We start from the raw sequence: 23,788 nt of genomic DNA, 5'->3' as shown, positions 1-23,788 counted from the left end.
GAACTCGCCGCCTCACCATTCCAAGACGAGGTGCCCACCGATCTATGACGCGATTCAGCGACCAGAATTCTGGTGCGGGTTGTAGGGCAGCTGCTGCGGGGGGTGATGGGGGTGCGAGGGCGGCTGCGGCTGCTGGGGGGCGTAGGGCAGCGGCCGCACGTACTGCGTGTTGTCCCACGGCCCCTGCTGCCAGCCCTGGTGCACCACCACCTGGGGCTTCCTGCGGCGCTTGAGCAGCACGACCAGCAGCACCGTGAGGCCCACGACCAGCAGCGCTCCGCCGCCCATCGCGGCCCAGACCCACATCGGCCACGGCGTCTCGTCCTTGCCGGAGGAGATGGCCATCTGGGCCTCCTGCACGTACTTGCCGACGTACGGGTGGGCGGGGTGCAGGGCTTGGACCTCACGGAACTTCGGCAGGGCGGCCTGGTAGTGGCGGTTGAAGTAGTCGTTGAGCGCCTCGCCGTACTTGGTGGTGGTGATCGACGCGGACGGCCTGACGTTCTTCTCGTTGAGCTTCTCCTTGATCACGCTGACCGGCAGGACGAAGCTCTCGCTCTCGGAGGCGGCGCCGGTGGCGTCGACCGTCCCGGCGATCAGCATGCCGATGACCTTGCCGCTCGCCGAGAAGACCGGCCCGCCCGAGTTGCCGTGGTAGGAGGGCGCCTGCGTCTGGATGTACGGCACGCCGGACTTGGTGCTGCGCAGCGCGTTGTAGGGGCCCTCGGTCAGCGCCGGCTCCAGGCGCGACTCCAGGCTGAGGAAGTCCAGGTTGGTGACCAGCCCGGGGAAGCCGCTGATGTACAGGGTGTCGCCGGTGCGCACGTCCGAGTCCTCGCCCAGCGGCACGGTCGGCAGGTTCTGCAGCCCGTTGACCTTCAGCAGCGCGAAGTCCTTGCCCGGGTAGTTCTCGCCCACCGAGACCAGCTCGGCGGGGACCAGCTTGGCGCTCTTGTCGACGCCGCCGCCGGGCAGCGTCTGCACCACGTTCAGGCTCTGCTGCAGCCCGGTGATCTCCAGGTGGTTGCTGTTGAAGGTGGCGAACAGCTGCTGCGCCAGCGCCAGGGTCTCGGCGTCGCCGCTCTTGCCGAGCGCGCCGATGACCTCCTTGGCGTCCTCCTCGTTGAACTTCCTGAGGGCCTGCGTGGAGAAGGCCGCCGCCAGGTCATGCTCGCTCAGCTGCACGCAGTGCGCGCCGGTGACCATGTAGCCGTCGGGCGTCACCCACCAGCCCGTGCACGCGCCGCCGGCCTCGCCGTCCACGCTGCGGTACGGCAGGACGGCCTCGAGGTAGGTCTCGGGGTCGGCGGCCATGCGCTCGAACATCCACTTCAGGATGGTGCGCTCGTCGGTGGCGATCTTGCCCGCGATCGCCTCGGCGGAGGCCTGCTCGGCCAGGCTGGTGAGGGCGGCCTGCTTGATCTGCGCCGAGGGGATGGTCACCTTGGCGGTGTAGTCGAGCATGGTCAGCAGGACCGCGGGATGCGTCTGGGCGGCGATGCGGGTGCCGACCGGGACCGCCGGCTGATCGTCGGCGAGCGCGGCAGGGCCGGTGACCAGCAGTCCGGCCACGATGAGGGGGAGAAATCGCTTCACGTCGACCACCATCCCGAATGTCACTTGGCGATGGCTTGTGACGGTCTTGTGAAGGCGAAAGGGGCGGTCCGACCTGCGGACCGCCCCTTTCGCGGAAGATCAGACGCCCATGGACTCGGCGTCGTTGCTCTCGGCGCCACCGGCCTCGGTGACACCGTTCTTCAGGTGGTACTTGGCGATGGCCTCCTGGAGCACCTTCGCGTCGAGCTCGCCCTGCTTGACCAGCTGGGTGAGCACCGCGAGCGTGATCGACGCGGCGTCGACGTGGAAGTGGCGGCGCAGCGCCGAGCGGGTGTCGGACAGGCCGAACCCGTCGGTGCCCAGCGCGCTCCAGTCACCCGGCACCCACTGCGCGATCTGGTCTTGCACGGCCCGCATGTAGTCGCTGACGCCCACGAACGGCCCGCTGGCCTCCGAGAGAGCCTGCGTGACGTACGGCACGCGCTTCTCGGACTCGGGGTTGAGCAGGTTGTGCTCCTCGCACGCGAGGGCTTCACGACGCAGCTCTGACCACGAGGTGGCCGACCACAGGTCCGCCGACACGCCCCAGTCCTCGGCGAGCAGGCGCTGGGCCTCGACGGCCCAGGGACCGGCCACGCCGGAGGACAGGATGTTGGCCTTGGGGCCCGGCTTGTCGTTCTTGCTGAACAGGTAGAGACCCTTCAGCAGGCCGTCGACGTCGATCCCGGCGGGCTCGGCCGGCTGGACGTACGGCTCGTTGTAGACGGTCAGGTAGTAGAAGACGTTCTCCGGCTGCTCGCCGTACATCCTCCGCAGGCCGTCCTTGACGATGTAGGCCGTCTCCCACGCCCAGCTCGGGTCGTAGCTGACCGCGGCGGGGTTGGTGGAGGCGATGAGCGGCGTGTGGCCGTCTTCGTGCTGCAGGCCCTCGCCGTTCAGGGTGGTACGGCCGGCGGTGGCGCCCAGCAGGAAGCCGCGCGTCATCTGGTCGGCGGCCTGCCACATCTGGTCGCCGGTGCGCTGCCAGCCGAACATCGAGTAGAAGATGTAGATCGGGATCATGTGCTCGCCGTGTGTCGCGTACGACGAGCCCACGGCGGTGTACGACGCCATCGAACCGGCCTCGTTGATGCCCTCGTGCAGGATCTGACCCTGCTCGCTCTCCTTGTAGGACAGCAGCAGCTCCCGGTCGACGGCCTCGTAGGTCTGGCCGTGCGGGTTGTAGATCTTGGCGCTCGGGAACATCGCGTCCATGCCGAACGTGCGCGCCTCGTCGGGGATGATCGGCACGATGCGGTGGCCGATCTCCTTGTCGCGCATGAGGTCCTTGAGCAGGCGGACGAAGGCCATCGTGGTGGCCACCGACTGCTTGCCCGAGCCCTTGGAGAACTGCTTGTAGACGTCGTCGCCGGGGAGCTTGAGCGCCTTGGCGCGCACCACGCGCTTGGGCAGCACGCCGCCCAGGGCCGCGCGGCGCTCCTTCATGTAGGCGATCTCCTCGTCGTTCTCACCGGGGTGGAAGTACGGGGGCAGGTCGCCTTCGAGCGCCGAGTCGGGGATCGGCAGGTAGAGCCGGTCGCGGAACTCCTTGAGCTCGGCCTTCGACATCTTCTTCATCTGGTGCGTGGCGTTACGCGCCTCGAAGTCCTTGCCGAGGGTCCAGCCCTTGATGGTCTGGGCCAGGATGACGGTCGGCTGGCCGACGTGCTCGCGGGCCGCCTTGAAGGCCGCGAACACCTTGCGGTAGTCGTGGCCGCCGCGGCTGAGCTTGCGGATGTCGTCGTCGGTCAGGTGCTCGGCCATCTTGCGCAGGCGAGGGTCGGAGCCGAAGAAGTTTTCGCGGATGTAGCCGCCGGACTCGACGCTGTAGGTCTGGAACTGGCCGTCGGGCGTGGTGTTCATCTGGTTGACGAGCACGCCGTCGACGTCGGCCGCCAGCAGCGGGTCCCACTCGCGGCCCCAGACGACCTTGATGACGTTCCAGCCGGCGCCGCGGAAGTACGACTCCAGCTCCTGGATGATCTTGCCGTTGCCTCGCACCGGGCCGTCGAGCCGCTGCAGGTTGCAGTTGATGACGAAGGTGAGGTTGTCGAGCTCCTCGCGGGCGGCGATGCCGATCGCGCCGAGCGACTCGGGCTCGTCCATCTCGCCGTCGCCCAGGAACGCCCAGACGTGGCTGCGGCTGGTGTCCTTGATCTTGCGGTTGAGCAGGTAGCGGTTGAACCGCGCCTGGTAGATCGCGCCGATCGGGCCCAGGCCCATGGAGACGGTCGGGAACTCCCAGAAGTCGGGCATGAGCCGCGGGTGGGGGTAGCTGGGCAGGCCGTGGAAGCCGTGGCTCAGCTCCTGGCGGAAGGCGTCGAGCTGGGCCTCGTTGAGGCGGCCCTCCAGGAAGGCGCGGGCGTAGATGCCGGGGGCGGCGTGGCCCTGGAAGAAGACCTGGTCGCCCGACTCGCCGTGGTCCTTGCCGCGGAAGAAGTGGTTGAAGCCCACTTCGTACAGCGAGGCGGCGGAGGCGTAGGTGGCGATGTGGCCGCCCACGTTGGTGCGGGCGTTGGCCCGGGAGACCATGACGGCGGCGTTCCACCGGATGTAGGCGCGGATGCGCCGTTCGACGTGCTCGTCGCCGGGGAACCAGGGTTCGCGCTCCGGCGGGATCGTGTTGATGTAGTCGGTGCTGCGCAGTCCGGGCACGCCGACCTGGTGCTCGCGGGCCCTCTCCAGGAGGCGGAGCATGAGATAGCGGGCGCGGGTGCGGCCTTCCGTCTTCACGACGTTGTCGAGCGACTCGAGCCACTCGTTGGTCTCGCTGGGGTCGACATCAGGCAGCTGGCTGGGTAGGCCGTCGCTGATGATCGAGAAACGCTGGCGTCCGGAAGCCACTGGGTCTCGCCTTCCGAGGTGGACTGATGTCTGTCGTGTGGGTCGTCTTCCATCCTTACCGCTGGCTGCGGAAAGTGCATCTCTACCGGCGAGTAACCGCTGGTGATGCGCCTGAGGTGGCCTAGACCACCGATGGTAGGACGAATCCCCGCAAAGGTTACACGCAGGGCGTCATTTAACAAGACCGGAAAACGAACGAAATTTCTGTCATACCGCTTACCTTCCCCTGGCGGGGAGTGGGAGAACACCCCTGCGGCGCGAATGTGACCCAGCCTAGGGGTAGGACGCCCCCAGGTTTCTGTCAGGTGGGTCTTTCCGCGCGGCGCGTGCCGTACCAATGTGGTGTCTATGAACGCGACGGTGGGAGACCGGCTCCTGGTCCACGGACACGTCGTAGGACAGAGGAACCGGTCGGGAGAGATCATCGAGATCCGCGGGCCCGACGGCGGCCCGCCGTACGTGGTCAAGTTCGACGACGGGCATACCGGCCTGGTCTATCCCGGTCCGGACGCGGTCGTCGAGCCCCGGTAAGCTAGTCCAGGTGAGATCTGAGGTCATCAGCGTGACCACGGGGTCGCGCGAGACCGTGCACGACATCACGCACCAGTGCGAACAGTTCGTGCGCGACCAGGGCGACGGCCTGCTGCACGTCTTCGTGCCGCATGCCACCGCCGGCGTGGCGCTGATCGAACTCGGGGCCGGCAGCGACGACGACCTGCTGTCCGCCCTCGACCACCTGCTGCCCGTCGACTTCGACTGGCGTCACCGCCACGGTTCACCCGGGCACGGCAGGTCACACGTCATGCCCGGGCTGATTCCGCCCTACGCCACCGTTCCCGTACTTCGCGGGCGGCTCGCACTGGGCACCTGGCAGTCCATCGCCCTCGTCGACCTGAACGTCGACAACCAGACACGTCAGGTCAGGTTGTCGTTCATCGGCGGTTGACCGTTGACGACTGAGGGTCACAGCGTGTGGACTGTCCCGAAGCGATAACCGCATACCAGGAGGGATACAAGTGAGCGCGACCGCGGGTCAGGCGCAGGGCGAGCGCGGCCTGGCCGAACGACTCGGACTCAAGCCGGGTCAGGTGGTGCAGGAGATCGGTTGGGACGATGACGTCGACGAGAACCTTCGGGCGGCCATCGAGAACCTGACCGGCAACGAGCTGCTCGACGAGGACACCGACGACGTCGTAGACGTGGTGCTGCTGTGGTGGCGCGACGGGGACGGCGATCTGTTCGACGTACTCAGCGGCGATGCCATGCGCGGCCTCGCAGAGGGCGGCCAGATCTGGCTGCTGACTCCCAAGGCCGGACGCGACGGACACGTGGAGCCGAGCGACATCGGGGAGGACGCCGCCACCGCGGGTCTCTCCCAGACCAGCAGCATCTCGGCCGCACCCGACTGGTCGGGAACCAGACTGGCACCGCCCAAGGGGCGACGCTGACTCTCTCGCCGGGAGACCTCGCTCCGGACTTCGAGCTGAAGGACCAGCACGGCACGCCCACCAGGCTGTCGCACCACCGAGGCACGCGCGTCGTGCTGGTCTTCTTCCCGCTCGCGTTCAGCGGCATCTGTTTCAGCGAGCTGTCCACGCTCGCCTCGACCGCCTTCCCTGACGACGTCAGGATCCTGGGCGTCTCAGTGGACTCGATGTTCACCTTGCGTGCCTGGTCGGACCAAGAGGATTTTGCCTTCCCTCTTCTCTCCGATTTCTGGCCACATGGACAGGTCGCACAGGCGTACGGTGTGTTCGATGAGGAGAGGGGGGTTGCCCGTCGGGGCACCTTCATCATCGACGGCGGCGGCGCCATCGTGTGGTCGATCGACAACCCGGTCTCCACGCCGCGTGACGTCGCCGACTATCTCAAAGCCCTGTCGTAACCGTCGTGGGGGCGCCGGCGACCGGTCCACGTGATCACCCGCCCGGCGCCGCCGCACTCCCGATCCAACGATCCAACGTCAGTCGATCCGTCGTTTGTTGTTCGGAGGGACCCATGCCCTGCTACCGCTGCGGGGCCCGGCAGACCGACCCCGTTCGCGGAGCCTCACCCTGGCGCCGCGGGGTCTCGCACGAGGTCCTCGTGCTCATCTGCCCGGACTGCCAACGGTCGCACGACCTCGAGCTCGACACCTGCTCCTCGTGCGCCTCGTTCGAACTGACCTGCCGGCTCGGCGAGGTCGAATGCCGTTCCTGCGGGGCCGTACGGCAGGCGCGGGAGACGCGCGACCTGGTCACCACGGTCCCCGGGCTGTCCGACGAGGTGGAAGCCGCATTGAATCGGGTGCTCGGTCGCATTTCGTGACATGCGCTATCTTCTGGTGTCGTGAGTTCGTTCGTTGTCGCCCTCGATGTCGGCGGTACGTCCATGAAGGGCGGACTGGTCGATGACGCCGGCGTCGTCCTGCTGACCGAGCGCCGCCCCACACCCCGTGAAAACGGGCCAGAGGCCGTGGTCGAGGCCATCCGCACCTTCGTCGGCGACCTCGCCGCGTCGGGCGACGGCAGCCCCGCCGGCGTCGGCATCGCCGTCCCCGGCCTCGTCGACCCCGGCATGGCGCTCTACTCGGCCAACATCGGCTGGCGCGACGTCCCGGCGTCCGCCTTCTGCGGGCTCGACATCCCCGTCGTCCTCGGCCACGACGTCCAGACCGGCGGCCTGGCGGAAAGCGTCATCGGCGCCGGGCGAGGAGTCGACGACTTCCTCTTCCTCCCCATCGGGACCGGCATCGCCGGCGCCATGATCCTGCGCGGCGCCCCGTACGGCGGAGCCTCCGGCTGGGGCGGCGAAATCGGCCACATCCCCGTCTTCCCCGACGGCGAACAGTGCGCCTGCGGCCAGTTCGGCTGCCTGGAGACCTACGCCTCGGCCGCGTCCGTCGGCCGTCGCTACTCCCTGCGCTCGGGCCAGGAAGGCATCCGCGCCGAGCAGGTCGTCGCCTCCGACGACCCGCTGGCCATCGAAGTGTGGGACGAAGCCGTCGAGGCGCTGTCGCTGGCGCTCGCGACCTACACGCTGCTGCTGGACCCGTCGCTCATCGTCCTCGGCGGCGGCCTCGCCGAAGCGGGACCCGCGCTCTTCGACCCGGTCCGCACCCGGCTCGTCAAACGCCTCACCTTCCGCGACGCACCACCCCTGGCACCGGCGGCCCTCGGCGTCGACGCCGGGATGCTCGGAGCCGCCCTGCTGGGCTGGCGGGCCGCCGGGCGGGGGTCCATCGGGGGGTCGTGGCGATTGGATGTGCGGTCGGGGCCGTTGGTGTCGTAAGGTGTAGTGCCGATCGGGGACGGTTAGCTCAGCGGTAGAGCATCCGCCTTACAAGCGGAGGGTCACTGGTTCGAACCCAGTACCGTCCACCCAGGTCACATGCCCTCTCCTGAGATCATCTGGAGGGGGCTTTCTGATCGTCTGGGAGACGTTTGGGATGTGGGCTTTTTGGTGCCCTCTCTGAACGCTTCTAGGAGCGGGTCCAAAGCTGGCACGGGAGAGGCCGGTTGAAATCGCCGCCCGCTCCGCCAGTGAACGCTCCCAGCGCGCCTCCAACGCTGCCCGAAGCTGCCGACGCATCTCATCGGTGATCTTCGTGTAATGCGTCCTCATCCCCGACGACACGTGCCCCATCCGCACATCCCGGAGCTTCTCGTCGATCCGATCCTCGGCGAGCCATGTCGCATGTCCATGACGAAGCCCGTGCGGAGTCAACCCCTCGACCAGCGGAAGCCAGCAAGCCACCTGATCGCGGTCCTCGTCGTACACCTGGATGCCGCGCCCGGACGGCGGGTCGAACGGCTTACCCCTCTCTGGGTCCGGCCACGGATACTACTGGGAAGCGGCACTGAAGCCCGGCCGGCGCAGATTTGTGAAGCAGCAACTGAGGGCGGCCATCCGCAACGACACCGAGACTGCTGTCGACTTCCTGGCTGAGCAGGACTATGACGTCAAGCCGAAGAGTGTCACAAGGACCGCGCCGGACAAGCTCCGAAAGCGGCGCAAGGGCTGCTCCTAGAGCGAACTCCGCGACCGCGTGCCAGCTGGTGGATGGCACGGACACCGGCAAGCGTACGAGTCTCGCTCGCCAATGGTCCTGCGGCACTCGATGGTCGCGCCGATACCGGCGCTGGTCGCCGCATAGGACATGCCTGGCAGCGGCGTCTCGTAGATGCCGGGGTTTGCCCCTACCGTCCGTCACAAACGCTGGGTCGGGGACGCAAACGGCGGCCGAAACGGCCTTGTCCCGCACGTTAGAACTTCGTGGTCTCGTCGACTATCGCTTGGCTGCGGATCTGCTGCTCGGTAGCGCCCACGATCCCTTGGAGGTTTGCGCCGCGCAGGTCTGCGCCTCGCAGGTCTGCGGTGGACAGGTTGGCGCCGCGCAGGTCGGCGCCGTGCAGGTTTGCGCCGCCCAGATTTGCGCCGTTCAGGTTTGCGTCACTCAGATCCGTGTTCCTCAGATTCACGCCTGTGAGGTCAGCGAGGGGGAACCGCACTCGGGTCAAGTCCGCGGAGGGTGATGACGGGCCTAGCACTATCACCCCCGGAATGGTGTCGTGCGACAGGTCAGCGGCGAGCGTCATGGCGGCTCGCACGTCAGCCATCGGCCGAACCAGCGGGAGGGTGGCGGCCTCCATGATGTCGGTGGAGGTGCACTGCTTTGGCAGGTCAGCCGATTTGGGTAGAGGGGTACACAGGTCATGGCCACGGACGAAGGAGGCGAGAACTTCGCGGATGGTGTCGCGGTCGCGCGGGGAGTCCGTGGCGAGCCGTTGAAGGGCGTAGATGCCGCCCAGCCGGACATCGGCTTGGGCGGAGCCGAGTTGTTCGACGGCTTTGGTGTAGCGGTCGGTGATCTGCTGCTGCTGGGTGGCCTTCAGGGTGTCCTGGCCGGTCTCCCAGGTGCGGGCGGTGTAGATCAGACCGCCGCCGGTGAACAGCAGGCCAGCCAGCACTCCGGCGGTGGTGAGATGCTGCCAGGGCCACTGACGCGCTGCCGTGGCCAGCTCGTAGCGGTCTTTGGCCGGTAAGGCGTCGAACTCCTGCTGGGTCGGCATCGTCACCCGTGGCCGCTTCTGCCGCGCGGGTGGGGGCGGGGTAGGAGTTGCTGGCGTGGGGATGGGGTGTTGAAGGTTGCGGTAGACCCGGCGAACCTGCGGAACCGGGCGGGTCGGAGCGGACGCAGGGCTGCCGTTGACGCTGGGCGGTGTCTTGGCCGTGGGCGGGCGTCCGCTGGGAACCTGGGGGGCCGCGGGAGGCTCGTGGGTCACATCTGAAGGACGTGTAGCGGGCCGCTGAGGTTTCGCTCTCCGACCGAAGCAAGAGGGTTGTTGCCTGGCGGGGACGTAGACGGCGGCTCCAGCCGCCTTGCTCGGCATGGCCGCAGGGCCTATGACCTGGAGATCGACGCCAGAATTCACTAGGCCTGGTCATCATCCTCTACGACGAGACCTCGACCGGCGCCGAGCGTTCTTGGGGAGGCCTGGCCGAGGATGCGCTCCTGCGCTGGGACACCCCGCAGTCAGGCCCAAGACTGCCGCTCAGCCGAGATGCGAGACATGGCAGCCTTCCCTCGCTACATGTAAGACGCACCAGGTGTCGCACTGGTTTACAGGCAAGGGACGCGAATCTGCGCAGGAAGTTGGCGCCTACTTCCGGACGATCGACCAGGCGTCGTCTGCCGTCACGACCGCGTACCGGGTGCCGGCCGGGAGCGGCACCGTCCCCTTGTAGGCGCCCGCCTTGTTCGCGAGCAAATCGACACGGCGTCCGCTCGAGTTGAGCGCCCACACCGAGAAGTAGCCGTCGCCGGTGTAGCGGATGGCCAGCTTGCGGAAGCCAGCGCTGGCCTTCGACAGGCGCAGCACGTCATTGTCCGTCCCTCGAGTGGTGATCGACCAGGACCGCGCCTTCGACAGTGGCAGCAGCCGGATCGTCCACGGCCCGTCGGCTGACACCTTCAACGCGGCCAGCTTGTCGCCGCGGTCGATGTTGAATGCCTCCGTCCCGTCGTAGGCGCCTGCCCGGTTGGCGAGCAGCTGCGTCTCCTTGCCCTTGGCGTCCAAGCCCCAGACGGAGAAGTAGCCGTCGCCGTCGTAGACGATCTGGGCGATGCCCGGCTTGGTGGTGTTGGGGACGTCGACTACGTCGTCTCCGTCGCCGCGGTAGGTGGCTGCCGCCTGGGCGGGTGACGAGACAAGGAAGGAGCTGGCGAGCAGGGCGGCAAAGACGAGCATGCGGGTACGCATTGATGTGCTCCGTAGGGATCGAGTGGGTTAGTCGCCCAGGCTGAGCGACAGAGGGCTGGCCATGTCGGAGGCCGAGTACTGGAGACGTCCGCGGTGACTCACCTCGATGCCGTAGAAGGCTTCGCCGCTCTTCACCTCCACAGAGAACGGGAACTCGCACTTGCCGGAGTCCGAGTAGTAGCCCATCGCTAGCTGGCCGACCGCGAGAGTCGTCTCCTTCGCGTCGGTGATGACGACTTGAGCACCCTCGCGGATGTCCGAGTAGCCGCCGTCCGTAGAGCAGCTTCGGCCCTTGGTGCCGGGGCGGCTGGCTTCGACGGTGATCGTGCCCTGAGCCGTGAACGCCGAAGGTACGCTCTGCGTCGGTTCCGCCGAAGCGGTGGGCTTCGGGAGTGCTTGAAGGGCAAGGACCGATCCAGCGCCGAGGCCGCCACCCAAGATGAGTGCAGGCAGGCCGATCGCCAGGAGGTAGAACCCCGCTCCACGCGGGGGAGGGCGGCGGCGGGAGTGCTGGCGCGGGTCGAGCGGCGGGCCGAAGCTGGCACCGGGGCCGGCAGGCTGCGCGAAGGTCGGCATCTGCTGTGGACCCGAGTAGGGGTAGCCATTGCCAGGGTGAGACGCCTGGCCCGGCTGGTAGGGGGTGGACATGAGGATGCTCCAGGGGCTGATGGGTCACCGGTGATTCAGGAGACGCAGGATCTTGCCGAGCGGTGTACCTAGCAGCGCGTCCGGATCCGGACACGCGCTGCAATGTCGCCTTGCCGGGTAGGGAGCAAGGCGGGCTATCAGTCGTAGCGTCGAAGTCGTCCGCTGACCTGGTGCCGAGAGGCGCACCCCTCCCGGAGAGGCGGCTACATGATCGTAGTGCGCGCGAATTCGCGAGCTCTTCCCGTTCGGTGGACGTTACCGCAGCTCAATCATGGAACCACCTGGGACCACCCAGGTTTACCTGGGACGTTCCCGGATCACTAGCGTCGCCCTATGAGCAGGTGGGAGCCTGAGTTCCGGTGGCACGCGGTCATGGAAGACCTCCGCCAACAGATCCTGGACGGCGAATCCTGATCTTCTCGGGCAGAGATCCGTCGTGGCCTTGGCTTGTGACTTGTCTAGTGGCGACCTTGGTCGGTCTGGGTCTACGCATGGAGGCAGCGGTCCGGAGCCGCTCGCGAACGTGACGTTCGATCTTCATTGCCGTGCCACGGTTGTGCCGGTAAGGGCGGTCACTTGCGGGGAGCGTCGCGGCCTATCAGGGACATGCGAATCCCGCTGTGACTAGCGCCGCAGCCCTCAGGCGATCAAGGTGGGCGTCTTCCGAACCGGTGATGAACCTCGTGTGCCATTAGCCTGCCGGCAGACAGGCAGACCCGGAGCAGGGGAGTCCCGCTGACAGCTCCCGCAGGTCGGGTCGAAGCCATTGCCGATCTTGGCTACTTACAAGCGGAGGGTCACTGGTTCGAACCCAGTACCGTCCAACTGCATCGAGAAGCCCGGTAGCCATGGTGCTACCGGGCTTTCGTGCCATCAGCGAGGCGAGTCCCGAATATCATCACGGGAATGGAGGTGCGATGAGCTTCGCCCACTGGCTCTATTTGCTCATGGTGCTCGCGATGCCCATCGGCGGTGTCGTTCTGTTCGCCGTGATCCTTTTCAATCTATGGAAACTGTTCTGCCGAACGCCCAGGCCGGAGGTGGGGGCGGGCAATGAGTCGTGAGGCGATCAGGCCCGCGGATCTCAGCGACGGATCTGGCGCATGATCGACGGATCGGTGATCGCGCTGTCATCGGCCAGGAGGAAAGCCTTGCTGAGGATCAGCGACAACCGCCCGTCCTCCTCGAACGGCAGGAAGAGCCCCCGCTGGACGGCTCCGGCGGACACGATGCACAGATACGCGTCGTTGGGCTCCATGAGGATGTTGGCCGACCCCAGGTGAATCTTGTACGTCCGGAGGTCGCCGCGCACGACCAGGAACCGGTCGGTGACCGTGCATCGGTCGGCGATGGCCGTGCGGACGATCAGGCGGGACAGCGCGTCGCGGCGGACCTCGGCGGAGGGCGGGAGCGGGGCGGAAGCGCCGGCTTGCCAGTAGTCGTGGAACTGGCCGGGCCAGTCGTCGGCCGCGGCGGGGTCGCTGGTGATCGAGGTGAGTGCCACGAAGAGGTCGATGTCCCGCATGGCCTCGCTGAAGACGAGCGGCGGCACCTCGGGCAGCGGTGACAGGGTCCAGGTGCCGGCGTCGAGGCGGTGGAAGAGGACGCCGCCGGTGTACGCGTATCCCTCGGAGTGGAGGCTGTGTTCGAGGGTCGCGCGCCAGCGGCCGCCGGCGAGCAGGCGCTGGGCGTCGCCGCCGTCGAAGCCGCCGTCCCACTGGCCCAGGTAGTTCGAGCGCCAGCCGCGTGACTTGAAGAGCGCGCGGATCTTGCGGTAGTCGACGACGTGTCCCGCGAAACGTTGGGAACGGGTGCGGCTCTCCTCCTCCGCCGGGGTGAGCAGGTAGACCTCGCGGAAGGCCTGCTTGTACGGCTGGCGCAGCTCTTTGCTCTGCACCTCGTCGCGCCAGGCGCGTACCTCGTCGACGGAGGCGCGGGCCGGGTGCCACAGCCTCACCGGCACGTCGGGAACGGTCAGGCCCAGCTGGGCGCGCCAGATGCCGGGTGAGACCTCGAACTCCCAGATCAGCCGGTCGGTGACGGGATTGCCTTCGAGCTGCCGGTAGGGCGGGGCGGTCTCGCCGGCGTAGCCCGTTTCCAGTGCCCTGACCAGGGTCGCCTGTCGCTGCTTGGTCAGGGTGGCGAGCTCGCGCAGGCGCTTGACCTCGTCGGGGTGCTCTTTCCTGACGGCCGCGGGCACGGAGCGGAGCTTCTTGTCGCCCTTCCACCAGGACAGCTCGACGTCGCCGTCGATCGAGATGATCGCGGTGTGCTCGCCGACGGCCTGCCGTACCCTTCCGTCGGGCAGGCGGAAGGCCACCTCGAGCCGGTCGGCGAGGCGGGGCTCGATGCGTTTGAACGCGCGGTCCAGTTCCTTGGGGACGCCGCCGTGCCGGGTGACGTGGCGGGCGGCGCGCAGGGCGGCGACGGCTTCGGGGGTGGGGTGCGCCTGCGCGGAGCGGGCGATCTCGAAGAGCAGGCGCTGGGAGGGCAGGGTTTTGGCCTTGGTGGGTGCGACCGCGACGCCGCGCGCCAGGCGGTCGAGGAGGTCGGGCAGCCATGGCTCGTCGCGGAGGAGCGCCAGCCGGAGGGCGCGGCCGAGGGCCGAGACCTCGCCGGGGCAGAAGGCTTTCTCCGCCTGGAAGGCGATCTCGCCGGAGTGGATCGCGGCGACCCGGGCGTCGGCCGCGTCGAGGGCGGCCCGGGCGAAGCCGTGGTAGCCGGGCAGGTCGCCGAGCCATTCGGTCACGCCTTCGAGCTGGGGTAGGTGCTCCGGGCATCGGCGCAGGGCCTCGTTGTAGAGGGCGCGCACCTCCACGTCCCAGCCGAGCACGACGTCGATCTCCGTGAGCGCGATGGGGCCGCTCCGCCCGGCGATCGCGGCGCGCGCCTCGGCGTCCATGCCGGCCAGCGCCGCGGCCGTCAGCAGGACGCCGTCTCCGGGGGCGTGGTTCTGCGCCAGCAGGTAGGTGACCAGCTCGCGGGCGGGGTCGGTCATGCGCTGCCTGGTCGGCGCGGTGATCCGGTAGCGCTCCGCCATCGGCAGGTCGGAATCGACGCGGATCTCCGAGAACAGGCCGACGGCCAGCTGGGCCGCGTGCGGCCAGTACGAGGCGTCCTTCGCGTTGCCTTCGAGCAGGGACAGAAGGCGGTGGGCCGTGGGGGACAGCTGGGTCCAGGGGTAGGCCACGTCAGCCTCCGACCAGAGCGATGAGCCGGACGAAGGAGATCACCGGGTCCGCGGTCAGGTCGATCTCGGTGTCGAGGTCCTCGATCTGCCGGTCGCCGACCAGCAGCAGGAAGCCGTTGCGGGCGAACGCGGCCTCGGCGGCGGCTGCCTGCTTCTCCCAGTCGAGCTTGCGGGCGGCGCGCAGTCGGTGGCCGTTGAGGTCGCGCTCGGCATCGGTCGGTGTGACCAGGCCGCGGAAGTGCCGGGAGGGGGCGGCGTTGTGGCGGGCCACCTCCTCGCGCACGCGCAGCCGTACGAGCTCGCGGGCGGAGATCCGCTCGGGCAGGCCGGGGAGGGAGAACTCGGCTAAGGCCCGGCCGGTCGCCGTCTCGTCGCGGAAGGTCACGGATGTCATCGATGGTCCTGTTTCTGCGTGGGCTCGAGGTACGGCACCATCTCTAGCAGGTGGCCACGACAAAGATCGGCTAGCCGGGTGCGTGGGTCTCCCACAGGGCGCTCACCGGAACGGCCAGGAGCCGGTCTCCGAAGGAGAACGTCTGGGTGCCGGTGTGCAGGACGACCCCGGCCACGAAGTCGGAGCCCACGCGCTCGGCCAGGTGCCGCAGCCCTCTGAAGTCGTCCGCGCGCACCGTGGAAGCGGCCTTCACCTCGATGCCCACGACCCGGCCCTGGCGGGTCTCCAGGACGGCGTCCACCTCCACCTTGTCCTTGGTCCGGTAGTGGAACAGCTCCACCAGGGTGTCCGACCACGTCGTCTGCCTGGCCAGTTCCATGAGGACGAAGCCCTCCAGCAGCGGCCCGAAGGCGGAGCCAGGGCGGAGCAGGCCGTGCGCGTCGGCGCCCAGGAGGCTCGCGGCCACCCCTGAGTCGACGAAGGCGATCTTCGGGGTGTGGACGGCCCGGTTGTTGATGTTCTTCGACCAGGCGGGGACCCGTTTGACCAGGAAGACCTCTTCGAGGAGCGCGAGGAATCTCGTCGTGGTGGTGCCCGGGAGGCCGAGTTCGCGGCTCAGGGCCTGGATCACGAGCAGCTGGCCCGATCGGGTCGCCAGCAGCTTGATCAGGGCGCGCAGTTCCGCGGTGCGCTCGATCTCCGACAGCTGCATCACCTCGCGGTTGATCAGGTCGCCCACGTAGGAGTCGAAGAAGCGCTGCCGGCGGCGGGCGTTGGGGCGGGCGACCGCCTCGGGGTAGCCGCCGCGGACGAGGCGCTCGGCGTAGTCCGCGCGGGTGACCGTGGAGGAGTGGCGCAGCTCGGGGCCGCGCGTGAAGATCGCGTCGATGAAGCCGTCCGGCCGGCCGTCGATCTCGCCCTGCGAGAAGGGCCACAGCTCGATGGTCTCCATGCGTCCTGGGAGGGTGTCGGGCAGTCCGCGCAGCGCCATGAGGCGGGATGAACCGGTGAGGAGGTATCTGCCGGGGCTGGGGCGGGCGTCCACCTGCGACTTGATGGCGAGGAGGAGTTCCGGGGCTCGCTGGATCTCGTCGATGACCATCCTCGTGGGGAAGTCCACGAATCCGCTGGGGTCGCTGAGGGCCGCCTGGCGGGTGAGCGGGTCGTCGAGGTCGCGCCATTCGGTGTTGTCCGTTTTGGCCACCTGCCTGACGAGGGTGCTCTTGCCGGACTGCCGGGCGCCGTTGACGAGGACGACTCGGGTGTCGGTCAGGGCGTCGGCGACCGCCTGTTCGGCGTGACGCCGGATGAGCCGGCCTAGAGGTGTGGCCATGTGTTCATGATGGCAGGTGGCGGTGAATTCGTCGCCATGATCACGGTGAAATGGTCGCAATGTTCATGGGGAGATGGACGCCGAGAACCGGTACATATGCCGGTTTCTTGTAGGATCCGCTCACCCTCGGCCTTGATGGGAGCGCTCAGTGGAGAGCACCACGAAGTACCGCCAGCCTCCGGCGACGCTCCGCGGCATGATCGAGCGAGCGTACGGCCCCGCCCGGGTGCCCGACGGCGACGACTTCGCCGAGGAGATCACCCACGGCTGGTTCAACGTCATCTACCGGATCCGCCTCCGCGACGGCGAGGACGTGGTGCTGAAGATCGCCCCGCCTCCCCACGTGCCGGTCCTGACCCGCGAGCACGACATGATGCGCAACGAGCTCACGGCCATGGCCCTGGTCCGGGAGCGCACCGGGGTGCCGGTGCCGCGCGTCGATCACGCCGACCTGTCACGCGAGCTGATCGACGCGGACTACTTCTTCATGGAGTACATCGACGCCGACAACTTCGGCATCGCGGCCGCGGAGGGGCGGCTGGCGCCCGACGTGGTTCGTGCGGCAGGGCAGCAGTTGGGTGCGCTGAACCGTGAGCTGAACTCGATCGTCGGGCCGCATTTCGGCCCGTTGGCGGGCCCGGGTGCGGCTACCTGGCGCGAGGCGTTCACGAAGATGATCGAGGACACGCTCGACGACGGCGCGAAGGCCCGCGTCGACATCGGATGGGACTACGACGAGATCCGGGCCGTGCTGGCCGAGCACGGGGACGCGCTCGATGAGGTGACCGTTCCGCGCTTCGTCGAGATGGACCTCTGGACGAAGAACTCGATGATCCGCGACGGCAAGATCGTCTCGATCCTCGACCACGAGCGCGCCGTCTACGGCGATCCCCTCATGGAGGCCGGTTTCACCGGCATCGACCTGCCGGACTTCGGGGATCCGGGCGACTTCACGGAGGGGTACGGGCTCGGCGAGCTGTCGGGTTCCGAGCGGGTACGGCGGAGCCTGTACTCCTTGTACCTGGCCGTCATCATGATCGTCGAGACCGAGTATCGCGGACACACCGACACCCTGGTCTACGACTTCGGGCGTAAGCAGCTCGACCTGCTGATGGCCCGCTTCGGCCGGACCCGATGACACGCTGATGGGGGCCAGTCCCGGACCGGCGGCACTGGCGCTGGGCACCCGCCCGATCGGGCGGCTGCTGTGGTGGACGTGCTCGCAGACGACGCTCGCGGTGGGCGTGTACGGGATCTACGCGCTGACCAACGCCTGGTTCGTGGGGCGCGGAGTCGGCGAGACGGCGCTGGCGGCGGTCAATCTCGTCGCGCCGCTCATCCTGCTGCAGGGGGCGATCTCCACCACGGTGGGCGCCGGCGGGGCGTCGATCGTGTCGCGCGAGCTCGGCGCCGGCAGGCCCGACCGGGCGGCCCGAGCCGCCGGGAACGCGATGGTGGTGTTCTGGGCCGTGGCGGTGTTCGCCACGGTGGCGGGACTTGTCGCGCTCGATCCGCTGCTCGGGCTGCTGGGGGGATCGGGGGCGATGGCAGGGTACGCCCGGCCGTACGCGATCGTGATCATCGCCGGGTCGATCTTCTCGACCGGGTTCTCCGCCATCGTCAGGGCTGAGGGGCGGTTGCGGTTCTCGACGATGTTGTGGCTCGTGCCTGTGGTGGTGCAGATCGTCCTCGATCCGCTCCTCATCTTCTGGTGCGGTCTGGGGGTCGTGGGCGCCGCGTTGGGGACGGTCGGCGGGCAGGCCGTGTCGGCCGGGATGGCGGTCTGGTTCTTCTTCGTGCAGCGTGATCGGCCCTACCGGATCCGGCTGGCGGATCTGCGGCCTCGGCCGGCGACGGTCGGGGCCGTGCTGGCGGTGGGGGCGCCCTCGTTTCTCGCGGGGTTCGGCGCCACGTTGCTCGCGGGCCTGATGAATGCGCGCCTGGCGACGGCCGGGGTCGTGGTGCTGGCGGCTTACGCGGTGTGCGCGCGCCTGCAGACTTTCGTCTTCATGCCGCAGCTCGGCATCACTCAGGGGATTCAGCCGATCGTCGGCTACAACGTCGGGCGGGGATTGACGGACCGGGTCAGTAGGACCCTTGTGCTGGCCGTGAGTGCCACCGTCGTTTACGGGGCCGTCGTCGCGGTGCTCGTCGCTCTGCTGGCGAGGCCGTTGGTGGGGTTCTTCGTCGATGATCCGGACACGGTCGCCGTTGCGGTCGACGCGCTTCGCATTATCGCGATCGGCTTCGTCTTCTCGGGGGTGCCGCCGCTGATCTCCGCCTACTTCCAGGCCATCGGAAAGGCCGCGCCGTCCTATGCGATCTCGATCGGGACCCTGGTGCTCATCAAGGTGCCGCTGGTCCTGGCACTCGGCGTGATCGGGCCCGCGGGCATCTGGATCAGCGTGCCGGCCGGCGAAGCGCTCGCGGTCGTGGCCGCCGCCGGGTTGTTGTGGCGGTACGGCAGGCAGCGCGACTAGGGCACCTCGACCTGGAGCATCGCGTTCAGCCTGACCCGGAGGCGGGCGCCGATGGCCTCGGCTTGTGGGGAAATGGCGGGCCACGGTGACCGTCGCTCATCGGAGGAGAGCTTCGACGAGCGGCCTGATGGCCTGTTCCATCTGCCGCCGGGCCGGCTCCGGCTCCTGGGCGGCCCCGACGTACAGGGCGGCCTCGTCCGCGACGGCCAGCAGGATGTGCGCAAGCGGCTTGACCGGCAGCGCCTTCAGCGTGCCGTCCTGCACGCCCAACGCCAGGACGCCCTCGATCAATCCGAGGATGTGGGGCTGGCAGATCTCGCGCCACCGCGCCCATCCCAGCACCGCGGGTCCGTCGATCAGGACGATCCGCTGCACCTCCGGATGCTGGCAGGCGTCGAGCCATGCTTGCACGCTGCGCATCATCAGCGTGACGAAGTCGGCGTCGGCGTCGATCGCGGCGGCGAGCCGCTGGGTGACCTCGCCCTCCACGTCGGCGAGCACGGCGGCGAAGAGCTCGGTCTTGTCGCCGAAGTGGTGATACAGGGCGCCGCGGCTGACGTCGGCGTCGCGGACGATCGTCTCTGTGCCGACTCCGGCGAAGCCGTGCTCGGCGAACAGTCTCCTCCCTGCCGCGATCAGGGCGGTGCGTGTCGCGGCGGTGCGGTCGGCTTGCGTGCGGCGGGATATTTGCATACAGTCTGTCCGTAAGTTACATGCAGGTTGTATCTTTCTAGGGATTCTCGCATGCTTACAGTCGACCTGCCACAAGGCGCGCTCCAGTACCGGAGCGCCGGACCCGACCGGTCGGACGCGCCTCCCGTGGTCTTCGTCCACGCGTTCTTAACCGACGGCTCGATCTGGTCCGCCGTCGCCGACCGCCTCGCCGACCAGGGGGTGCGCTCCTACGCCCCCGACTGGCCCCTCGGGGCCCACCGCACGCCCCTGCGGGCCGACGCCGACCAGTCGCCGCGCGGGGTGGCCGGGCAGATCCTGGCCTTCCTCGAAGCCCTCGACCTGCGCGACGTCACGCTCGTGGGCAACGACACCGGGGGAGCGCTCATCCAGTTCCTGCTCACCGTCGACGCCTCCAGGATCGGCCGCGTCGTGCTGACGAACTGCGACGCGTTCGACACCTTCCCGCCGTTCCCGTTCAACGTGATCTTCCAGCTCCTCAAGGGCGAGCGGCTGATGAAGGTCAACCTGCTGCCCATGCGCTGGCAGGCCTTCCGTCACTCGCCGCTCGGGTTCGGGCTGCTGGCCAACCGGCTCGACGCCGCGCAGACACGGTCCTGGATCGAGCCGTCCCTGACGAACGCGGGGGTCCGCAGGGACGCGGTGCGCTTCCTCAAGGCCGTCGACCCGAAGGAACTGCTCGACGTCTCGGCCCGGCTCAAGGACTTCGACGGGCCGGTGAAGGTCGTCTGGGGCGGGGCCGACCGGGCCTTCAAGCCCGCGCTCGGGCGGCGGCTGCAGGGGGCCTTCCGTCACGCGACCTTCGTCGAGGTGCCGGGCGCGCGCACGTTCGTGCACCTCGACGCGCCGGACGCGCTGGTGGAGCAGATCGTCGACTGGTCGCGCGTCGCCTGATCGGGGCCCCGGGTACGGCAGGGCGTGTTCGCGGCGCTGAGGCGGGCATGCTTGGCTGTGCCGTACAAGATCGTCGAAGGGGCGTGACATGGACCAGCTCGATCTGCTCAGCGATGCGGAGCAGCAGGCGGTGGTCCGCCACGTGGCCCGCTGCCGTGCCTGCAAGCGCAAGCTCCGTGATCCGGAGTCGCTCGGCTTCGTCATCGGTCCCACCTGCCGCAGGCGGCTGGGGATCGAGCCGGGGAGGCGGTTGAGGATCTCGGGCCTGCCGCGCGGGTGGGAGATCGACGGGCAGGCCGACCTGTTCGAGGAGGGGGATGGGTGATCCCGTGGCCCGCGGGGGGCGGGCCGGGCGGGGTCAGCTCGTCAGGTCCTCGATCGGTGCCTGGGGGGCGTTGGTCCTGATGGACTCGATGCCCTTCAGGGCGTTGGCCTTGGTGGTGTAGGACTCGCTGGTCGCGATGATCTTTCCGTTGGTGGCGACCAGGTTGAAGCGGAAGCCGTTGCTGGCCTTCTTGATCACGAACCGCGCGGACACGATTGGTCTCCTTTGTCCGTAATGGCATCGGGTGTGATCCTGCTGCCCCTTCCGGCCGGAGGTATGCGGGAGACCGGCTCCGCGAGCGGTAGCCGTACTTTTACGTGGAACGCCCGGCGACCCTCCCGCGATCATCTGGTGTGCTTCTCAGCAGCCGGCCGGTGTTCGCCGGCACCGACCTCGACGAGATCCGCGACCAGGTCGCCAGGGTGTTCTGCCCGCACCGGCTGGACCTGATAGGAGAGGCCGGGTTGCTGTCGGCCCGGTTCAACTCGGTCCAGCTCGGATCGGTCCGCGTCAACTACCTCGACTACGGGGCCGACGTGCGCATCGAGCCGGGCGACCTCGACACCTTCTTCCTGGTGATGATCCCGCTCGCCGGGCGGAGCCTGATCAGAGGCGGGAACACGGAGATCGTCTCGACGCCGTCCCTGGCGTCGGTGCCGTCGCCGACCCGCCACCTCGACATGCGCTGGGCCGCCGGCTGCCCCCAGCTGATCGTCAAGTTCGAGCGCACCGCGATCGAGAACGCGGCCCAGCAGCTGCTCGGCGAGCGGCTCGACCAGCCCGTCGTCTTCGACCTCGGCATCGACATGACCGCGGGCTGGGCCAGGGCCTGGCGCGGCATGCTCGACCTCATCGTGCGCGAGGCCGAGCACGAGGACGGGCTGACCGCCCAGCCGCTGGCTGTCGCGCATCTCGAGAACGCCCTGATCACCTCGCTGCTGACCAGCCAGCCGTCCAACTACCTCGAACGGCTGACCGCGCCGCGGCCACCCGCGCTGCCGAAGACCGTACGGCGCGCGGTCGAGTTCATCGAAGGGCACGCCCACCTCCCGCTCACCACCGACGACGTGGCCAGAGCGGTGGCGGTCAGCGGACGCTCCCTGCAGGAGGGCTTCCGCGCGCACCTGGGACTGACCCCGATGGCCCACCTCCGGCAGGTACGGCTGGCACGCGTGCACCAGGAGCTCGCGGCGGGCGACCCGGCCAGGGAGACGGTCACCACAGTGGCCGCACGCTGGGGTTTCCTGCACCAGGGACGCTTCGCCGCCCAGTATCGCGAGAAGTACGGCCGATCCCCGTCGGAGACGTTACGCAGGGGCGCCGCGCCAGGTGGATGACATCCGCGCTCAGCGGATGGCTCGCCGGGCCCGCCCCGACCTACCTTTCTGTCAGGCGCCGATCACCCCTTCAGCTACAGACGGAAAAGGAACACACCTCATGCGCAACATCCTCGTCGTCGGTGCCGGTCAGGCCGGACTGCACCTGGCCATCGGCCTGCTCCAGAACGGCTACGACGTCACCGTGGTCTCCAACCGCACCCCCGAATCCATCCGCGACGGCCGGGTCATGTCCGGCCAGGCCATGTTCGGCACCGCCCAGGCCCACGAGCGGGCCCTCGGGCTCGACCTGTGGGCGGCCTCCTGCCCGCCGATCGAGGGCATCGAGCTGTCGGTGCCGGCACCCGGCGGCGGCAAGGCCATCGGCTGGGCCGCCCGGCTCGACACCCCGGCCCGCTCGGTCGACCAGCGCATGAAGATGCCCGCCTGGCTCGCGGAGTTCGAACGGCTCGGCGGCAAGCTCGTCCTGCACGACGCCACCGCCGCGGACCTGGAGGACTACGCCGCCCAGTACGACCTGGTGCTCGTCGCCGCGGGCAAGGGACAGATCGCCTCGCTGTTCGAGCGCGACCCGGCACGCTCGCCGTACGCCACCCCGCAGCGGGCCCTGGCGGTCACCTACGTGCACGGCCTCGCCCCGCGGCCCGATCACTCCGCGGTCTGTTTCAACCTCCTGCCGGGAGTGGGCGAGTACTTCGTCTTCCCGGCGCTCACGCACAGCGGCCCCTGCGAGATCATGGTGTTCGAGGGCGCTCCCGGCGGGCCGATGGACTGCTGGGACGACGTGCGCGGCCCCGCCGAGCACCTGGAGCGCAGCCGCCGGATCCTGGAGACCTTCTTCCCGTGGGAGGCCGAGCGCTGCGCCGGGATCGAGCTCACCGACGCCAACGCCGTGCTGACCGGCCGCTTCGCCCCCACCGTCCGTCACCCGGTCGCGATCCTGCCCTCGGGCGCGCCCGTCCTCGGCGTCGCCGACGTCGTCGTGCTCAACGACCCGATCACCGGGCAGGGCAGCAACAACGCCGCCAAGTGCGCCGCCACCTACCTGGAGGCCATCCTGGAGCGCGGCGGGCAACCGTTCGACGCGGCCTGGATGCGCCGCACCTTCGACCGGTTCTGGGCGCAGGCCCAGCACGTCACCGCCTGGACCAACGCCCTGCTCGCGCCCGCCGAGCCCCACCACCTGGCGCTCCTGGGCACCGCGGGCCAGGTGCCGGCCATCGCCTCCCGCTTCGTCAATGGGTTCGACGACCCCGCCGACTTCTCCGAGTGGTTCATGGACGCCGACCGGGCCGCCGCCTACCTGGAGCGGGTGGCGGCATGAGGTCGTTACGTGAGGCCTTCGGGCAGTTCGCGACCGGGGTGGCCGTGGTCACCACCGTCACCGCGCAGGGGGAGCGGGCCGGGGTGACGGTCAACTCGTTCACCTCGCTCTCGCTGGACCCGCCGCTGGTGTTGTGGTGCCTGTCGGACCGGGCGCCCAGCGTGCCGCTCTTCCTGCGGGCCGAGCGGTTCGCGGTCAATGTCCTGGCCGCCGACCAGGACCATCTGTCGCAGCGCTTCGCCACGCCGGCGGTGGACAAGTTCGCCGGGGTGGAGCTGGTCGAGGGGGCGTTGCCGGTGCTGGCGGGGACGCTGGCGAGTTTCGTCTGCCGGAGGGTGCGGACGCATGACGGGGGCGACCATCACATCTTCGTGGGGGAGGTGGAGCGGTTCCAGCGGTCGGAGGGGGAGCCGTTGATCTTCCACTCGGGTCGTTATCGAGAACTGGAGTCGGCGCGGGTGCGGGCCGGAGGCTAGCATCGGCCTCGC

The 23,788-nt window shown here is 68.7% G+C and carries 25 protein-coding genes and 1 tRNA gene; 15 read left to right on the top strand and 11 right to left on the bottom strand.

Features of this window, described 5'->3' with window-relative positions:
* Window positions 1-54: 54 nt before the first annotated feature.
* Both ACIBH1_RS30355 and aceE read right to left on the bottom strand, forming a co-directional pair.
* Window positions 55-1,596, bottom strand: coding sequence for a serine protease (locus ACIBH1_RS30355; RefSeq protein ID WP_397317375.1), 1,542 nt, complete (start codon window positions 1,594-1,596; stop codon window positions 55-57).
* 99 nt (window positions 1,597-1,695) lie between these two features.
* On the bottom strand, window positions 1,696-4,440 hold the full coding sequence (gene aceE, locus ACIBH1_RS30350) for a pyruvate dehydrogenase (acetyl-transferring), homodimeric type (RefSeq protein ID WP_397317374.1): 2,745 nt from the start codon (window positions 4,438-4,440) through the stop codon (window positions 1,696-1,698).
* 348 nt (window positions 4,441-4,788) lie between these two features.
* On the opposite strand from aceE, the gene ACIBH1_RS30345 reads away from it, so the two are divergent.
* The 7 genes from ACIBH1_RS30345 to ACIBH1_RS30315 all read left to right on the top strand — a co-directional run bounded on the left by ACIBH1_RS30345 (window position 4,789) and on the right by ACIBH1_RS30315 (window position 7,799).
* On the top strand, window positions 4,789-4,971 hold the full coding sequence (locus tag ACIBH1_RS30345) for a DUF1918 domain-containing protein (protein ID WP_397317373.1): 183 nt from the start codon (window positions 4,789-4,791) through the stop codon (window positions 4,969-4,971).
* 10 nt (window positions 4,972-4,981) lie between these two features.
* Entirely contained in the window at window positions 4,982-5,386 is a 405-nt protein-coding gene (locus tag ACIBH1_RS30340; RefSeq protein ID WP_397317371.1) for a secondary thiamine-phosphate synthase enzyme YjbQ, read from the top strand.
* A gap of 70 nt (window positions 5,387-5,456) precedes the next feature.
* Window positions 5,457-5,888 (top strand): DUF3052 domain-containing protein, encoded by a 432-nt coding sequence (locus tag ACIBH1_RS30335; RefSeq protein ID WP_397317370.1) that lies wholly within the window; start codon window positions 5,457-5,459, stop codon window positions 5,886-5,888.
* Complete coding sequence (locus ACIBH1_RS30330; protein WP_397317407.1) at window positions 5,846-6,325, top strand: peroxiredoxin; 480 nt, start codon at window positions 5,846-5,848, stop codon at window positions 6,323-6,325. The genes ACIBH1_RS30335 and ACIBH1_RS30330 overlap by 43 nt, the downstream gene beginning before the upstream one ends.
* A gap of 113 nt (window positions 6,326-6,438) precedes the next feature.
* Window positions 6,439-6,747 (top strand): hypothetical protein, encoded by a 309-nt coding sequence (locus ACIBH1_RS30325; RefSeq protein WP_397317369.1) that lies wholly within the window; start codon window positions 6,439-6,441, stop codon window positions 6,745-6,747.
* Between the two features lie 21 nt (window positions 6,748-6,768).
* Window positions 6,769-7,710, top strand: a complete 942-nt coding sequence (locus ACIBH1_RS30320; RefSeq protein WP_397317368.1) for an ROK family protein — start codon at window positions 6,769-6,771, stop codon at window positions 7,708-7,710.
* 17 nt (window positions 7,711-7,727) lie between these two features.
* Window positions 7,728-7,799 (top strand) — tRNA-Val (locus tag ACIBH1_RS30315).
* Here the strand turns inward: ACIBH1_RS30315 and ACIBH1_RS30310 are convergent.
* From ACIBH1_RS30310 to ACIBH1_RS30295, 4 genes are all read right to left on the bottom strand, one after another.
* On the bottom strand, window positions 7,759-8,175 hold the full coding sequence (locus ACIBH1_RS30310) for a tyrosine-type recombinase/integrase (RefSeq protein WP_397317406.1): 417 nt from the start codon (window positions 8,173-8,175) through the stop codon (window positions 7,759-7,761). The two genes, ACIBH1_RS30315 and ACIBH1_RS30310, sit on opposite strands and share 41 nt — an antisense overlap.
* Before the next feature lie 509 nt (window positions 8,176-8,684).
* Entirely contained in the window at window positions 8,685-9,491 is an 807-nt protein-coding gene (locus ACIBH1_RS30305) for a pentapeptide repeat-containing protein (protein WP_397317405.1), read from the bottom strand.
* A gap of 591 nt (window positions 9,492-10,082) precedes the next feature.
* Window positions 10,083-10,682, bottom strand: coding sequence for a hypothetical protein (locus ACIBH1_RS30300; RefSeq protein ID WP_397317367.1), 600 nt, complete (start codon window positions 10,680-10,682; stop codon window positions 10,083-10,085).
* Window positions 10,683-10,709: 27 nt separating this feature from the next.
* The gene (locus ACIBH1_RS30295; protein WP_397317366.1) at window positions 10,710-11,330 is read right to left on the bottom strand and encodes a hypothetical protein; all 621 of its coding nucleotides are present in this window, start codon (window positions 11,328-11,330) and stop codon (window positions 10,710-10,712) included.
* 917 nt (window positions 11,331-12,247) lie between these two features.
* Here ACIBH1_RS30295 and ACIBH1_RS30290 point away from each other — a divergent pair.
* Entirely contained in the window at window positions 12,248-12,394 is a 147-nt protein-coding gene (locus tag ACIBH1_RS30290) for a hypothetical protein (RefSeq protein ID WP_397317365.1), read from the top strand.
* Between the two features lie 20 nt (window positions 12,395-12,414).
* On the opposite strand, the gene ACIBH1_RS30285 is transcribed toward ACIBH1_RS30290, so the two are convergent.
* From ACIBH1_RS30285 to ACIBH1_RS30275, 3 genes are all read right to left on the bottom strand, one after another.
* Complete coding sequence (locus tag ACIBH1_RS30285) at window positions 12,415-14,520, bottom strand: DUF4132 domain-containing protein (RefSeq protein WP_397317364.1); 2,106 nt, start codon at window positions 14,518-14,520, stop codon at window positions 12,415-12,417.
* Window position 14,521: 1 nt separating this feature from the next.
* Window positions 14,522-14,914, bottom strand: a complete 393-nt coding sequence (locus ACIBH1_RS30280; RefSeq protein ID WP_397317363.1) for a hypothetical protein — start codon at window positions 14,912-14,914, stop codon at window positions 14,522-14,524.
* Between the two features lie 70 nt (window positions 14,915-14,984).
* Window positions 14,985-16,247, bottom strand: a complete 1,263-nt coding sequence (locus ACIBH1_RS30275) for an ATP-binding protein (RefSeq protein WP_397317362.1) — start codon at window positions 16,245-16,247, stop codon at window positions 14,985-14,987.
* A gap of 196 nt (window positions 16,248-16,443) precedes the next feature.
* On the opposite strand from ACIBH1_RS30275, the gene ACIBH1_RS30270 reads away from it, so the two are divergent.
* Entirely contained in the window at window positions 16,444-17,385 is a 942-nt protein-coding gene (locus ACIBH1_RS30270; RefSeq protein ID WP_397317361.1) for a phosphotransferase family protein, read from the top strand.
* Window positions 17,386-17,392: 7 nt separating this feature from the next.
* Window positions 17,393-18,727 (top strand): MATE family efflux transporter, encoded by a 1,335-nt coding sequence (locus tag ACIBH1_RS30265; protein ID WP_397317360.1) that lies wholly within the window; start codon window positions 17,393-17,395, stop codon window positions 18,725-18,727.
* Window positions 18,728-18,823: 96 nt separating this feature from the next.
* On the opposite strand, the gene ACIBH1_RS30260 is transcribed toward ACIBH1_RS30265, so the two are convergent.
* Entirely contained in the window at window positions 18,824-19,420 is a 597-nt protein-coding gene (locus ACIBH1_RS30260; protein ID WP_397317359.1) for a TetR/AcrR family transcriptional regulator, read from the bottom strand.
* A 51-nt stretch (window positions 19,421-19,471) separates the two neighbouring features.
* Here ACIBH1_RS30260 and ACIBH1_RS30255 point away from each other — a divergent pair, with 51 nt between their 5' ends.
* A complete protein-coding gene (locus ACIBH1_RS30255) occupies window positions 19,472-20,314 on the top strand; it encodes an alpha/beta fold hydrolase (protein ID WP_397317358.1) in 843 nt (280 codons plus the stop codon).
* Between the two features lie 88 nt (window positions 20,315-20,402).
* Window positions 20,403-20,639, top strand: a complete 237-nt coding sequence (locus ACIBH1_RS30250; protein ID WP_397317357.1) for a DUF6011 domain-containing protein — start codon at window positions 20,403-20,405, stop codon at window positions 20,637-20,639.
* Window positions 20,640-20,672: 33 nt separating this feature from the next.
* Here the strand turns inward: ACIBH1_RS30250 and ACIBH1_RS30245 are convergent, their stop codons facing one another.
* The gene (locus ACIBH1_RS30245) at window positions 20,673-20,852 is read right to left on the bottom strand and encodes a YegP family protein (RefSeq protein WP_181615343.1); all 180 of its coding nucleotides are present in this window, start codon (window positions 20,850-20,852) and stop codon (window positions 20,673-20,675) included.
* Window positions 20,853-20,992: 140 nt separating this feature from the next.
* Here ACIBH1_RS30245 and ACIBH1_RS30240 point away from each other — a divergent pair, with 140 nt between their 5' ends.
* The 3 genes from ACIBH1_RS30240 (at window position 20,993) to ACIBH1_RS30230 (ending at window position 23,776) form a co-directional block, all read left to right on the top strand.
* Window positions 20,993-21,976 carry an AraC family transcriptional regulator gene (locus tag ACIBH1_RS30240; RefSeq protein ID WP_397317356.1) on the top strand — a complete coding sequence of 328 codons (984 nt, stop codon included), beginning with the start codon at window positions 20,993-20,995 and terminating at the stop codon, window positions 21,974-21,976.
* A 100-nt stretch (window positions 21,977-22,076) separates the two neighbouring features.
* Window positions 22,077-23,300, top strand: a complete 1,224-nt coding sequence (locus ACIBH1_RS30235; RefSeq protein ID WP_397317355.1) for a styrene monooxygenase/indole monooxygenase family protein — start codon at window positions 22,077-22,079, stop codon at window positions 23,298-23,300.
* Window positions 23,297-23,776, top strand: coding sequence for a flavin reductase family protein (locus ACIBH1_RS30230; RefSeq protein ID WP_397317354.1), 480 nt, complete (start codon window positions 23,297-23,299; stop codon window positions 23,774-23,776). The genes ACIBH1_RS30235 and ACIBH1_RS30230 overlap by 4 nt, the downstream gene beginning before the upstream one ends.
* Window positions 23,777-23,788: the final 12 nt, after the last annotated feature.

Source organism: Nonomuraea sp. NPDC050663 (assembly GCF_044456985.1).
Lineage (GTDB): Bacteria > Actinomycetota > Actinomycetes > Streptosporangiales > Streptosporangiaceae > Nonomuraea.
Note: the sequence above shows the minus strand (reverse complement) of the source record. Positions and strands in the feature narration are given on the sequence as shown.